Genomic DNA, 13,066 nt, shown 5'->3' with positions numbered 1-13,066 from the left:
CAGTACCACTGAGAGGTGGTGCCGTGACCGGCCATTCAGAGACTGAATAACCCGTCTGCGTTCACAGTCGCCGGGGCTGCGCGGTATAGTCCGGGCATTGATGAATTCGAGGAATGACCGATGAAGTTCGAAGGCACCCAGGCCTATGTGGCTACCGATGACCTGAAACTGGCCGTCAACGCCGCTATCACCCTGGAACGGCCATTGCTGGTCAAGGGCGAACCCGGTACCGGCAAGACCATGCTCGCCGAGCAACTGGCCGAGTCCTTTGGCGCCAGGCTGATCACCTGGCACATCAAATCCACCACCAAGGCGCATCAGGGCCTCTACGAGTACGACGCGGTCAGCCGCCTGCGCGACTCGCAGTTGGGCGTGGACAAAGTGCACGACGTGCGCAACTACCTGAAGAAGGGCAAGCTCTGGGAAGCGTTCGAGTCCGAAGAGCGGGTGATCCTGCTGATCGACGAAATCGACAAAGCCGACATCGAGTTCCCTAACGACCTGCTGCAGGAACTCGACAAGATGGAGTTCTACGTCTACGAAATCGACGAGACCATCAAGGCGAAGAAGCGCCCGATCATCATCATTACCTCCAACAACGAAAAAGAGCTGCCGGACGCGTTCCTGCGCCGCTGCTTCTTCCATTACATCGCCTTCCCCGACCGCACCACCCTGCAAAAAATCGTCGACGTGCACTACCCCGACATCAAGAAGGATCTGGTCAGCGAAGCGCTGGACGTGTTCTTCGACGTGCGCAAAGTGCCAGGCCTGAAGAAAAAGCCGTCCACCTCCGAACTGGTCGACTGGCTCAAGTTGCTGATGGCCGACAACATCGGCGAAGCCGTGCTGCGTGAGCGCGACCCGACCAAGGCGATCCCGCCCCTGGCCGGTGCCCTGGTGAAAAACGAGCAGGACGTGCAGTTGCTGGAGCGCCTGGCGTTCATGAGCCGTCGCGGTAACCGATAAGGGCGCCTGCCATGTTGCTCAACCTGTTCAATGAAATGCGTGCAGCCAAGGTGCCGGTCTCGGTGCGTGAGCTGCTCGACCTGATCAATGCGCTAAAACAGCGCGTGGTCTTCGCCGACATGGACGAGTTCTACTACTTGGCGCGGGCGATCCTGGTCAAGGACGAACGCCATTTCGACAAGTTCGACCGAGCCTTCGGCGCCTATTTCAACGGCCTGGAAAAGCTCGACGATCACTTGCAGGCGCTGATCCCCGAAGATTGGCTGCGCAAGGAATTCGAACGCTCGCTGAGCGACGAGGAACGCGCGCAAATCCAGTCTCTCGGTGGCCTCGACAAGCTGATCGAAGAATTCAAGAAACGCCTGGAAGAACAGAAAGAACGCCACGCCGGCGGCAACAAGTGGATCGGCACCGGCGGCACCAGCCCGTTCGGCTCCGGCGGCTACAACCCGGAAGGCATTCGCGTGGGGGACGCCGGCAAGCGTCAGGGCAAGGCGGTCAAGGTCTGGGACCAGCGCGACTACAAGAACCTCGACGACCAGGTGGAGCTGGGCACGCGCAACATCAAGATCGCCCTGCGCCGCCTGCGCAAATTCGCGCGCCAGGGTGCGGCGGAAGAGCTGGACATCGACGGTACCATCGACCACACCGCCCGCGATGCCGGCTTGCTGAACATTCAGATGCGCCCGGAGCGGCGCAACACCATCAAGCTGTTGCTGCTGTTCGATATCGGCGGCTCGATGGACGCTCACGTGAAGATCTGCGAAGAGTTGTTTTCGGCGTGCAAGACCGAGTTCAAGCATTTGGAGTACTTCTACTTCCATAACTTCGTCTACGAGTCGGTGTGGAAAAACAACCAGCGCCGCACCTCGGAACGCACCTCCACCCAGGATTTGCTGCACAAGTACGGGGCTGACTACAAAGTGATCTTCATCGGCGATGCGTCGATGGCGCCGTATGAAATCACCCAGGCCGGCGGCAGTGTCGAGCACTGGAATGAGGAGGCCGGGTATGTGTGGATGCAGCGCTTCATGGCCAAGTACAAGAAGCTGATCTGGATTAATCCGTACCCGAAAGACACGTGGGGGTATACGGCGTCGACCGGGATTGTGCGGGAGTTGGTGGAAGATCAGATGTACCCGCTGACGCTGCGCGGGCTGGAGGAAGGGATGCGGTTTCTCTCCAAATAAGTGCAGGTCCCAATGTGGGAGCAGGCTTGTGTGGGAGCGGGCTTGCTCGCGAAGGCGCAGTGTCAGTCACTGCATCAGTGACTGATCCACCGCATTCGCGGGCAAGCCCGCTCCCACAGGGGAATGCACTTGAGCCTTGGAATGCATTTCAGCCTTTGAATACATTCCAGGTTTGAATGCATTTCAGCCTTTGAATGCATTCCAGGTTTGAAATGCATTCAAAGGTGGGAGCTGGCTTGCCTGCGATGCTTTCAGCAGTTCATGAACCGCTGCACATACTCAATGTGCTGCCGATGCGCCGTCTCCTGCACCACCGGCGTCAACCTGACTTTCTCCCCCGGCAAACACTGCGCCAGCCGCGCCAGCGCCAACGGCGTCAACGCGCCCAGTCGCGGGTAACCACCAATCGTCTGCCGATCATTGAGCAACACAATCGGCTGCCCATCTGGCGGCACCTGAATCGCCCCCAACGGAATCCCTTCGGAAATCAGCGACGGCCCCTGGTACTGCAGCGGCGTGCCCAGCAAGCGCATACCCATGCGGTCGGCGCGGCTGTCCAAGGCCCATTCGGTGTTGAAAGCATCAAACAGACTTTGCCCGCTGAACTGGCCAATTTGGGCGCCGACGATCACGTCCAACGGCGCCTTTGCCGGCAAATCCGGCGCGCTGAGCACTTTCATCGCGCCGCCTACACCGGAGTACGCCAAGCGCCCGCCTTCGGCCAACGCCTTGCCGAAACCGTCCAGCCCGCCCAACTCCTCACGCACAACGGTTGCGCAACTGCCCAGCACAGCCGGCGCATCAAACCCGCCCGGAGCCGCCAGATAAGCCCGGGCACCCATGAACGGCTGGGTAAAGCGCAAACGCTGGCCTTTTTGCAGGATAAAACTGCGCCCCGGGCTGATCGCCCGTTCATCGATGTACGCGCCCAGATCCGCACCAGCCAATGCCAGCAGGCAATAGTCCTCGGCCTGCACGGTGAAGCCGCCCAAGGTGATTTCTACCACCGGCGCATCCAGCGCATTGTCCAGCAACCAATTGGCCCAGGACATCGACACCCAGTCCAGCGCGCCGCCTTGGGTTACGCCCAAATGGCGCACGCCAAACCGCCCGGCGTCCTGCAACAGGCACAGCGGCGTGCTGGCCTCAATCGACAAGCGGCTCATGCCTGCGCCTCCAGCGGCGTGTCATCGCCACCCAAGTGGATGAACTGCGCGTGGCTGACCGCCTCGAAGCGCACCGTGTCGCCGGGTTGCATCAGGCTGTAGCCGTCGCGCTCGCGGTCGAAGAGTTTGGCCGGCGTGCGGCCGATCAGGTTCCAGCCACCGGGCGACACCACCGGGTAGGCGGCGGTTTGCCGTTCGGCGATGCCGACGCTGCCGGCGGCCACGCGTTTGCGCGGAGTATTGAGGCGGGGCGTGGCAAGGATTTCATCCACCAGGCCCATAAAGGCAAACCCTGGGGCGAAGCCGAGGGCGAAAACCTGGTACTCGTGGGCACTGTGGCGGCGAATCACATCGTCGACCGACAGGCCGCTGCGTTGGCTGAGCAACGTCAGTTCAGGGCCTACGCTCAGGTCGTACCACACCGGCAACACGTGACACTGCCCACTGCCTTGAGCCTGCGGTCGCAGGTCGGTGAGCGCCTGGTCGATCAACCCACGCGCCTGGGCCGGGCTCAATACCCTGAGGTCGTAATGCACCATCAAGGTGGTGTAGGACGGCACCAGGTCCACCAGCGCCGCGCCGAAACCTTCACGCAAGCGCTGTGTGGCGGCAAGCATCCACGGCATGTTGGCTTCTGCAATCACCTCAAACAGACGCACCATCAGGCAGTCGATGGCCACCACTTCAATCCGTGCCTTCATGCTGGCTTCAAGGCCTCGCGGATGCGCTGCACGGCGGCGATCGAGCTGGCGTTGTCGCCGTGTACGCACAGGGTGTTGGCCTGCAGCACCAGGGCGCTGCCGTCGCTGGCGGTCAGGGGTTCACCCCGGGAAATAGTCAGCGCCTGCTGAACGATGGTGTCGGCGTCGTGGTGAACAGCGCCCGGCAACTGGCGCGAAACCAGGTGGCCCTTGTGGTCGTAGGCTCGGTCGGCGAAGGCTTCGAACCACAGGGTCACGCCGTATTCATCCCCCAGCGCTTGCGCCGCGCTGTTGTCGCGGGTAGCCAGCAGCATCAACGGCAGGTCGCCATAGGCCGCCACGGCCTGCACTACAGCGCGCAATTGCGCAGGGTTGGCCATCATGTCGTTGTACATCGCGCCATGGGGTTTGACGTAGCTGACCCGCCCGCCTTGCGCGCGGCAGATGCCGTCGAGGGCGCCAACCTGGTAGTGCAACAGGTCCTGGATTTCCTGCGGTGTGTAGGCCATGGAGCGACGGCCGAAACCTTGCAGGTCCTGGTACGCCGGGTGCGCACCCACTTGCACGCCATGCTTGAGCGCCAGGGTGACGGTCTTGCGCATGATGCTCGGGTCGCCGGCATGGAAGCCACAGGCCACGTTGGCGCAATCAATGAACGGCATGACCTCGGCGTCCAGACCCAGGGTCCAGTTGCCAAAGCTTTCGCCGATGTCGCAATTCAAAAGCAGACGGCTCACGGTGGTTGCTCCTGTAGGCTTTGTATTTTTGTAGTGTGGGATTTTTTACACAGAACTCGCAACTTGTCCTGACACCCTAACGACGCTTATCGTGGAATAGCTCGATTTTTGGCGTTTGCCCGGTGCGGCGTCCAACTAATAAAAACCGATCCATGCATAAGAAAAGTTGATCCCATGAATTTGAAGTTCCTCGAAACCTTCGTCTGGGTGGCCAAGCTCAAGAGCTTTCGCCTGACCGCCGAAAAGCTGTTCACCACCCAGGCCTCGATTTCCAGCCGCATCGCCGTGCTCGAAAGCGAGTTGGGCGTGAAACTGTTTCTGCGCGATTCACGCGGCGTGAGCCTGACCCCCGAAGGCTTGAAGGTGCTCGATTACGCCGAGCAGATGATGGTGACCATGCAGGGGTTGAAGCAGTCCCTGGAAACCACCAGCAGCAAAGTCGGAAGGATTCGGATCGGCGCCATGGACACGGTCATCCACACTTGGCTCAGCCCACTGGTGGCCGAATTGATGGACCACTTTCCCTTGGTGGAAATCGAGTTGGTCGCCGATACCGCGCTTAACCTCAGCGATCAGCTGCAAAAAGGCTTCCTCGACTTAATCCTGCAAACCGACCTGCTGCGCCTCGAAACCGTGCGTAGCCTGGAGCTGGCCAGCCACCCGATGGCCTGGATCGTCGCCAGCCATTCGATCTACAACCGCGATTACGCCTCCCTCGCCGAACTGGCCCAGGAGCGCATCATCACCTACTCGAAAAACTCCCACCCGCACCAGGACGTGCTGAGCCTGATGCAAGCCAACGGCGTGGCCGCGCCACGGATGAACTGCGTGAATTCGGTGTCGGCGATCACGCGCTTGTTGCGCGATGGTTTCGGGATTGGCGCGCTGCCGCCGGTGCTGGTCAGCGAGGAACTGGCACGCGGGGAATTGGTGATGTTGCCGATGGCGCAGACACTGCCGAATTTGCAGGTGGTGGTGTCGTGGCGCGTGGGGGTGGAATTGGTGGAGGAGATTGTGGGGCTGTGCCAGAAGGTCGTGGCGCGGTATGCCGAAGAGGTCGGCGAAGACCGGATGGTGCTGAGCCACTGACGAACCCGGGCTAAACCTGTGGGAGCGGGCTTGCCTGCTCCCCAATTGACCGAGTCGACCTTTAGAGGCCCTTCAGGTCACGCTCTTCAATCGGCCGGCTCTGGCGCAGGCGCTTGCCGCCCAACACCACCCAGTCGATCAACCGGAACAGGCACTCCAGGCCAAACGACAACAGCATCGCCCCGCCCAGGCCCCAGCCCATGGCTTCAGGTGTCAGCAGGATCTGGTAGCTGTAACCGTTCCAGGTTTCCAGGCGAATGTCCGGGTCGGCGGCCACCGCCACTTGCAGCACGCGGATGTACCACGGGCCTTGCATGGCCTGGAATTGCTTGTCCAACGCCACTTGGCGATCGAGCAAGGTGCCCAGGCTGTTGGCGTCGCTGCGAAACACCGGGTCATCGCTGGCACGGTAGTGGGCGACCAAGGCTTGCAAGTCGCCATTGAAGAATTGCTGCGCCGTCGAATCAAAGCCACGCAACCCGGTCTGCGCCTCGATCAGGTGGGCTTCGACGCGCTTGGCGTAGTCGTTGACAAAGCCCGGCACCTGCACGCCGACCAACAAGCCGATAGCAAACAGCACCAACCGCAGATAACTGAGCAACATGGTCGATATCCTTACTTGCTGATGCCCTGGCTGACGCATTCACCGCGCCGCCACAGGCTCCATTGGCCCGGTTCGTAGCGGGTCCAGTTTTCATTGTCGGTCAAGGGTTCGGTGGCAATCACCGTCACCACGTCATTGGGGGTGGTTTCGGCCTGAAAATCGACGATCACGTCGACATCCTTCAAGCGTGCCGGGCCAAACGGCGCACGCCGGGTGATCTGCGCCAGCTTCGTCGAGCAGAAGCAGAACAGCCAGTCGCCGTCGCTGAGCAGGCAATTGAACACGCCTTTGCTGCGGTATTCGGCACAGGCGGCGATCAGGTCCGGCAGCATTTGTTCAATGTCTACCGGCTCCGGGAAGGCCTCGCGCACCCGGTTGAGCAGGTCGCAGAAGGCCGCTTCGCTGTCGGTATCGCCGACCGGGCGGTAAAACGTTGCGCGCGGGTTGAAGTCGGCCAGTTGGCCGTTGTGGGCGAAACACCAGTTGCGCCCCCACAGCTCGCGCACGAATGGGTGGGTATTGGACAGGCACACCTTGCCCACATTGGCCTGGCGGATATGGCCAATCACCACTTCACTCTTAATGGGATAACGCTGCACCAGCAGCGCGACTTCCGACTCGCTGCTGGCGGCCGGGTCCTGGAACAGACGCAAGCCACGACCTTCGTAGAAAGCAATGCCCCAACCGTCGCGGTGCGGGCCGGTACGCCCGCCACGCTGCATCAGCCCGGTAAAGCTGAACACGATATCGGTGGGGACGTTGGCACTCATGCCCAATAATTCACACATACCAGGGCTCTCGCTGCAGGGCGGACAACGTTAAAGGCGCGGTTCGACTCGCCGACCGCTGACAGGCGCCGGGCGGTGGAAAGGCTCGTCGTCCTCCACCGGTTCGGCGGCCAGCGCCGCATCGACAGCGGCCTTGCGCTCACGGCGCGCGGTGGCAGCACGTTCGATGGGCCAACGGATCAACACGATCACGATGTACACGGCAAACGCGATCATCGTGTACATGAACAAGTCGGAGATGGCCCGCCAGGCGTTGTTGCCGACCTTGAGCACCAGGTCCAGGGCGGTAATCGCCACGGCCGGCGCGAACTGGGTCTTGACCGGGTCGACGATGGTCGGGCTGAACAGCAGCACCGTCATCAGCAACTGCAGCGGCTCGCGCAGCCAGCGCCAGATCCAGCGGGTCATGCGCCACCATACCAACAGGCAGCCCAAAGCGGCGAAGGCGTAAAGGCCCCAAGCGATCAGATAGTCGTTCTCGGTCATGGTGTCCATGGCAAGGTAGGCAAACAGGCGGCTATGATAACGGCTTTTGCGTGTCGCGGCTGCAATGCCTGCCACCATCCGCCAGACAGAGAGTGATCCATGCCTTCCTCCAATGCCCCGATTGCCCGCAAGGCCCCAGGCCAGGACCCGTACGTCTGGCTGCAAGAACGTGACAACAGCGAAGTCCTCGATTACCTCAAGGCCGAAAACGCCTGGCAGGAAGCCCAGCTCGCCGACCAGCAGGCGCTGCGCGAGACGCTGTTCGAGGAGATCAAGGGCCGTATTCTCGAAACCGATCTGTCCCTGCCCTCGCCGTGGGGCCCTTACCTGTATTACACGCGCACCACCGCCGGTGACGAATATGCCCGCCACTACCGCTGCCGTCGTCCGGCGGATGACAGCAACGTCGTTGATGACAGCAGCGAAGAATTGCTGCTCGACCCGAACGTGCTGGCCAATGGCGGCTTTTTCTCCCTCGGTGCCTTCAGCATCAGCCCCGACCACCAGCGCCTGGCCTACAGCCTGGACACCAGTGGCGAGGAGATTTACACCCTGTATGTGAAGGAATTGGCGACCGGTAAAGTCAGCGAACTGGAATTCCAGGACTGCGACGGCAGCATGACCTGGGCCAATGACAGCCTGACCCTGTTCTTCGGCGAGCTGGACGACACCCATCGCCCGCACAAGCTGTATCGCTACCGCCTGGACGGCACGGCGGCGCAGGAAGTGTTCCATGAGCCTGACGGACGTTTCTTCCTGCATTGCTACCGTTCAAGCTCCGAGCGCCAACTGCTGCTGGCCCTGGGCAGCAAGACCACCAGCGAAATCTGGGCATTGGATGCCGACCAGCCGCAACGGGACTTCACCTGCCTGGCGCCACGGGTCGAAGACCATGAATACGATGTCGACCACGGCAAGCGTGACGGCGAATGGACCTGGTTTATCCGCAGCAACCGCGACGGCATCAACTACGCGCTGTTCATCGCGCCCGACACCGGCAGCGTGCCGACCGAAGATCAATGGCACAACCTGATCCCCCACAGCGATGAGGTGATGCTCGACGGCGTCAGCCTGAACGCTGAGGCGATGACCTTGAGCCTGCGCATCGGCGGCCTGCCGGTGATCGAGGTGCATCCTCAGGATTTGCCTGCCTACCGCGTGGAATTGCCTGACGCGGCCTATAGCCTTTACGTACAAAACAGCCTGGAATTCCCCAGCGACAAAATCCGCCTGCGTTATGAAGCCCTGAACCGCCCGGCCCAGGTGCGCCAGCTTGAGTTGGCCACAGGCGCGCAAGTGGTGCTCAAGGAAACCCCGGTACTGGGCGTGTTCAACGCCGACGACTACGTCAGCCAACGCCTGTGGGCCACTTCCGCCGATGGCACCCAGGTGCCAATCAGCCTGGTGGTCAAGCGCGACCAGCTCGGCAAGCCGACGCCGTTGTACCTCTACGGCTACGGCGCCTACGGTTCGAGCCTCGACCCGTGGTTCTCGCACGCGCGCCTGAGCCTGCTGGAGCGTGGCGTGGCCTTTGCGATTGCGCACGTGCGCGGCGGCGGCGAACTGGGCGAAGCCTGGTACCGCAACGGCAAGCAGGAACATAAACAAAACACCTTCAGCGACTTCATTGCCTGCGCCGAACACCTGATCGCTGAGGGCCTGACAACCTCCAAGCAGCTCGCCATCAGCGGCGGCAGTGCCGGCGGCCTGCTGATCGGCGCGGTGCTGAACCAGCGCCCCGAGCTGTTCCAGGCGGCGATTGCCGAAGTGCCGTTCGTGGACGTGCTCAATACCATGCTCGACCCGGAGCTGCCGCTGACCGTCACCGAGTACGACGAATGGGGCAACCCCGAAGAGCCGCAGGTGTATGAACGCATCAAGGCCTACGCGCCGTATGAAAACGTCAGCGCCCAGACCTACCCGGCTTTGCTGGTGATCGCCGGCTACAACGACAGCCGCGTGCAGTACTGGGAAGCGGCCAAGTGGGTGGCCAAGTTGCGTGCCACCAAGACGGACGACAACCTGCTGCTGCTCAAGACCGAACTGGGCGCCGGCCACGGCGGCATGAGCGGGCGTTACCAGGGATTACGTGACGTAGCACTCGAATACGGCTTTGTGTTCAAGGCGCTGGGGCTTATTTAAGGAACTTCGCAGGGCGGTCCTGTCTGAACACAAGACCGCCCTACTCGATTGATGGATCAATACTGCAGCTATGCCATTACCGACTTTGATGAACAACGAAATCCGCGACATGCTCATGGACTGCGGACTGTTCGACCCCTTGTTGCCGGAAGACTTTCACGTGGCCGCCGGCTTCTTCAATATCAGCAGCATTGCCCGCGATGAAGTGATTTTCCTGGAGGGCGATGCTGGCACGTTCATGTGCATCATCCACAGCGGCCAGGTGGCGGTGCAGAAAACCAATCACGACGGCAAACGCCTGACCATCGCCACCCTGCGCAGCGGCCGGGCCTTTGGCGAAATGGCGGTGCTCGACGGTGAGCGGCGTTCGGCCAGTTGTGTCGCGGCCAGTGATTGCGTGCTGTTGAACCTGGGCAAGGATTCCCTGGAAAAAATGCTCAACGAAGCACCACGCGTCGCAGCCAAGATCATCCGCGCGATCGCGATTGCCCTGTCCAAGCGCCTGCGCATGGCTGACGGGCAATTACTTTCTCAACAATTTTAGCCGCCGGGTGTTTTTGGTTTGCTGTCGTTTTGCAGCAAGCCAGGTACGGTCTGGTCTTTGGGCGGCGTCGGCAAGACGATCGGCACCAGCGCCGGTGAGCCGTTAGCGGTGGCCTTGGGTGCCACGGGCGGGGTGACTTGCGGGTACAACGTCGGCGTCGGCGTGCCCGGAGCACCCGGGGTTGGCGCGGGTGCGACCGGTACGGTTTGCACCTCCTGAGCCTGCGCCGCACCCAATGTGAGCGCGCCGAGCACAATGACCGTTAGAATGCTGCACTTCATCGATGGCTCCATGGCCTGACCGGAATGTCGTAAGGCTACTCCCAACCGCGCAAGAATGCCCTTCCCAATGAGATTTCCATGAAACGTTTCGTTCTGCTGGACACCACCCCGATCCCCGACAACGGCGGTGCCTTGTGCCTGTTCGAATACGGAGAGGATTTTGTCATCAAGATCCAGGGCGGTGACGGCGGCCAGCTGATGAACACGCGCATGCATGGCTCCGAGGACGCCCTGGCGGAAATCCCCTGCCGCAAGGTTGCCGGGCGCCCGGGTTCGCGGGTATTGATCGGTGGTCTGGGCATGGGGTTTACCCTGGCCTCGGCGCTCAAGCATTTGGGCAAGACCGCCGAAGTGGTGGTGGCGGAACTGGTGCCCGGCGTTGTGGAATGGAACCGCGGGCCGCTGGGGGAAAAATCCGGCCGCCCGCTGCTCGACCCGCGCACGGTGATCCGCCAGGAAGACGTGGCCAACGTGCTGCAAGCCGAGCCTCAAGGCTTTGACGCGATCATGCTCGACGTCGACAACGGCCCCGAAGGCCTCACGCAAAAAGCCAACAGCTGGCTGTATTCCGCCGGCGGCCTGGCCGCGTGCGCCAAGGCCTTGCGGCCCAAGGGCGTGCTCGCCGTGTGGTCGGCCAGCGCCGACAAGCTGTTCAACGACAAATTGCGCAAAGCCGGTTTCAAGGCTGAGGAAGTGCAGGTGTTTGCTCATGGCAACAAGGGCACGCGGCACACCATCTGGATTGCCGAAAAGCTCAAGGGCTGAGCACAGACGCGTCTGTGGGAGCTGGCTTGCCTGCGATCGCATCAGCTCAGTGTGGCTGATACACCGAGATGCCAGCATCGCAGGCAAGCCAGCTCCCACACTGGGTTCTGCGTCAGCTTCGGGATTTGCGGTATTCCATCATGTACGGCACTTTTTTGTCGAAGGTCTTCTGCAATTCACTCTGGTCCAGTTGGGTCATGCCGCCCAGTTGATGGGCCGTGAAACCGCTGTCGCCGACCTGTGAGCTGGGCGCCAGGCTGACCATGCGCTTAGCCACCGCTTCGATGGCGTCTTTGTAGCCGCCCTTCTTGTTGAGGTTGAACGCGTTCAGGTCAATCTGCGAGCGCAGCCAGTTACCCCAGTAGAACTCCAGGAATTCCGGCGCCACCGCGCCGTCGTCCGGCTTGCCGTAGGCGGCCTTGCGGGCGAAATACACCAGGCTGCGGAAGGTGTCGTCCTGCAGGTTCTTGAAGCCCAGGTGCGCCGGCAATTGCTGGGGCGCCAAGGCCTGGCCCCGGTTGTCTTTGAGCCAGACTTTGCGCGCTATTTCCATGCGCTGCCAGAAGGTGGCCATGTCCGGGCTGTTGCTGAAGTCGTCGGTGACCTTGACCCACATCTTCAACTGAGGACCGCCGCCGGGCACTTCCCACAAGGTCGTGAAGCTGTGGTGACCGTCGGTCAGGTACAACTGGCCGCCGGGGCCCACCACCACGGTTTTCATCTCATCGGGATGCGTGCCCACCGGGTCCTTGCAACTGAAGCTGGCCGGTTGCTGCAGGTCGGCCTTTTTCGGCACGTCGACGGCGGCGCCCTGGCCATTGGTTTCGCAGTATTCGTCGAAGACCTTGGCGGGTTTGTCGGCGAACAGCCCGAGGCTGTAGTCAATCTGATCGAACCCCACCACGGCCTGGGTCGGGTGCAGTTGCTCCAGGCTGACGTCGATCACCTGCCCGGGCTTGGGCGCAGTGAACGCCTGGGCCTGGGCGGCAACCGCGCACAGCACGATCGCCGATAACCATGAATGCAGACGCATGAGCAAAGATCCTTATGAATTCAGTGGGCCGATACTACAAACATTTGCCCCTGCCAGGCTGTACCGCAGCTGAAAAAGCCTGGGGCTAATTGCGCCGTGAGCGGCTAGAATCAACGCTATCCGTGAAACCCAAACAGCCAGGAGCCATGATGAGCTCGACCAACCCGCCCTCCCACACCGCCAAGCTGGACCGCATCCTCGCCGATGCCCAGCGCGACCGGGAAATGGGCTACCGCGACAAAGCCCTGAAGATGTACCCGCACGTGTGCGGCCGCTGCGCCCGTGAATTCGCCGGCAAGCGCCTGAGCGAACTGACCGTGCACCACCGCAACCACAATCATGATGACAATCCTCAGGATGGTTCCAACTGGGAGTTGCTGTGCCTGTACTGCCACGACAACGAACACTCGCGCTACACCGACCAGCAGTACTTCGGCGAAGGCTCCACCAGTAGCCCGACGATTGCCAAGGCCACGCACAACCCGTTTGCGGCGTTGGCGGGGTTGATGAAAAAAGACGACTGACTGAAGGTGGCCTGTACCGGCCTCTTCGCGAGCAAGCCCGCTCCCACATG

General features: G+C 61.5%; 15 protein-coding genes. 7 read left to right on the top strand and 8 right to left on the bottom strand.

Features of this window, described 5'->3' with window-relative positions; translation table 11 throughout:
* Positions 1-120: 120 nt before the first annotated feature.
* Both WBB95_RS23365 and WBB95_RS23360 read left to right on the top strand, forming a co-directional pair.
* Entirely contained in the window at positions 121-966 is an 846-nt protein-coding gene (locus WBB95_RS23365; protein WP_003189627.1) for an AAA family ATPase, read from the top strand.
* Positions 967-977: 11 nt separating this feature from the next.
* Entirely contained in the window at positions 978-2,156 is a 1,179-nt protein-coding gene (locus WBB95_RS23360) for a vWA domain-containing protein (protein ID WP_424489717.1), read from the top strand.
* A 251-nt stretch (positions 2,157-2,407) separates the two neighbouring features.
* Here WBB95_RS23360 and WBB95_RS23355 read toward each other — a convergent pair whose 3' ends face one another.
* The 3 genes from WBB95_RS23355 to WBB95_RS23345 are packed head-to-tail and all read right to left on the bottom strand — an operon-like array spanning position 2,408 to position 4,760.
* A complete protein-coding gene (locus WBB95_RS23355; RefSeq protein ID WP_424489716.1) occupies positions 2,408-3,322 on the bottom strand; it encodes a biotin-dependent carboxyltransferase family protein in 915 nt (304 codons plus the stop codon).
* A complete protein-coding gene (pxpB, locus tag WBB95_RS23350) occupies positions 3,319-4,023 on the bottom strand; it encodes a 5-oxoprolinase subunit PxpB (protein ID WP_424489715.1) in 705 nt (234 codons plus the stop codon). Before pxpB ends, WBB95_RS23355 begins: the two co-directional genes overlap by 4 nt.
* Positions 4,020-4,760, bottom strand: a complete 741-nt coding sequence (locus WBB95_RS23345; protein WP_424489714.1) for a 5-oxoprolinase subunit PxpA — start codon at positions 4,758-4,760, stop codon at positions 4,020-4,022. The genes pxpB and WBB95_RS23345 overlap by 4 nt, the downstream gene beginning before the upstream one ends.
* Positions 4,761-4,934: 174 nt before the next feature.
* Here WBB95_RS23345 and WBB95_RS23340 point away from each other — a divergent pair, with 174 nt between their 5' ends.
* Positions 4,935-5,849 (top strand): LysR family transcriptional regulator, encoded by a 915-nt coding sequence (locus WBB95_RS23340; protein WP_424489713.1) that lies wholly within the window; start codon positions 4,935-4,937, stop codon positions 5,847-5,849.
* A 61-nt stretch (positions 5,850-5,910) separates the two neighbouring features.
* Here WBB95_RS23340 and WBB95_RS23335 read toward each other — a convergent pair whose 3' ends face one another.
* From WBB95_RS23335 to WBB95_RS23325, 3 genes are read right to left on the bottom strand one after another with little or no spacing between them, the layout of a single operon-like run.
* The gene (locus WBB95_RS23335) at positions 5,911-6,453 is read right to left on the bottom strand and encodes a DUF2937 family protein (RefSeq protein ID WP_424489712.1); all 543 of its coding nucleotides are present in this window, start codon (positions 6,451-6,453) and stop codon (positions 5,911-5,913) included.
* Positions 6,454-6,464: 11 nt separating this feature from the next.
* Entirely contained in the window at positions 6,465-7,241 is a 777-nt protein-coding gene (locus WBB95_RS23330; RefSeq protein ID WP_424489711.1) for a class II glutamine amidotransferase, read from the bottom strand.
* 30 nt (positions 7,242-7,271) lie between these two features.
* Positions 7,272-7,805, bottom strand: a complete 534-nt coding sequence (locus WBB95_RS23325) for an MFS transporter (RefSeq protein WP_424489710.1) — start codon at positions 7,803-7,805, stop codon at positions 7,272-7,274.
* Between the two features lie 21 nt (positions 7,806-7,826).
* Here WBB95_RS23325 and WBB95_RS23320 point away from each other — a divergent pair, with 21 nt between their 5' ends.
* Together WBB95_RS23320 and WBB95_RS23315 are read left to right on the top strand one after the other, a co-directional pair.
* Positions 7,827-9,869, top strand: coding sequence for a S9 family peptidase (locus tag WBB95_RS23320; protein WP_424489709.1), 2,043 nt, complete (start codon positions 7,827-7,829; stop codon positions 9,867-9,869).
* A 70-nt stretch (positions 9,870-9,939) separates the two neighbouring features.
* Positions 9,940-10,413 carry a cyclic nucleotide-binding domain-containing protein gene (locus WBB95_RS23315; protein ID WP_424489708.1) on the top strand — a complete coding sequence of 158 codons (474 nt, stop codon included), beginning with the start codon at positions 9,940-9,942 and terminating at the stop codon, positions 10,411-10,413.
* Here WBB95_RS23315 and WBB95_RS23310 read toward each other — a convergent pair.
* Positions 10,410-10,694, bottom strand: coding sequence for a hypothetical protein (locus WBB95_RS23310; RefSeq protein WP_424489707.1), 285 nt, complete (start codon positions 10,692-10,694; stop codon positions 10,410-10,412). The two genes, WBB95_RS23315 and WBB95_RS23310, sit on opposite strands and share 4 nt — an antisense overlap.
* A gap of 78 nt (positions 10,695-10,772) precedes the next feature.
* On the opposite strand from WBB95_RS23310, the gene WBB95_RS23305 reads away from it, so the two are divergent.
* Complete coding sequence (locus WBB95_RS23305) at positions 10,773-11,459, top strand: spermidine synthase (protein WP_424489706.1); 687 nt, start codon at positions 10,773-10,775, stop codon at positions 11,457-11,459.
* A gap of 112 nt (positions 11,460-11,571) precedes the next feature.
* Here WBB95_RS23305 and WBB95_RS23300 read toward each other — a convergent pair whose 3' ends face one another.
* Entirely contained in the window at positions 11,572-12,492 is a 921-nt protein-coding gene (locus WBB95_RS23300) for a ParB/Srx family N-terminal domain-containing protein (RefSeq protein WP_424489705.1), read from the bottom strand.
* 149 nt (positions 12,493-12,641) lie between these two features.
* Between WBB95_RS23300 and WBB95_RS23295 the strand changes: the two genes are divergently transcribed.
* On the top strand, positions 12,642-13,016 hold the full coding sequence (locus WBB95_RS23295) for a YajD family HNH nuclease (protein WP_003210675.1): 375 nt from the start codon (positions 12,642-12,644) through the stop codon (positions 13,014-13,016).
* Positions 13,017-13,066 lie beyond the last annotated feature (50 nt).

The organism is Pseudomonas sp., from assembly GCF_049645325.1.
GTDB lineage: Bacteria > Pseudomonadota > Gammaproteobacteria > Pseudomonadales > Pseudomonadaceae > Aquipseudomonas.
This window is presented reverse-complemented; position numbering and strand designations above follow the sequence as displayed.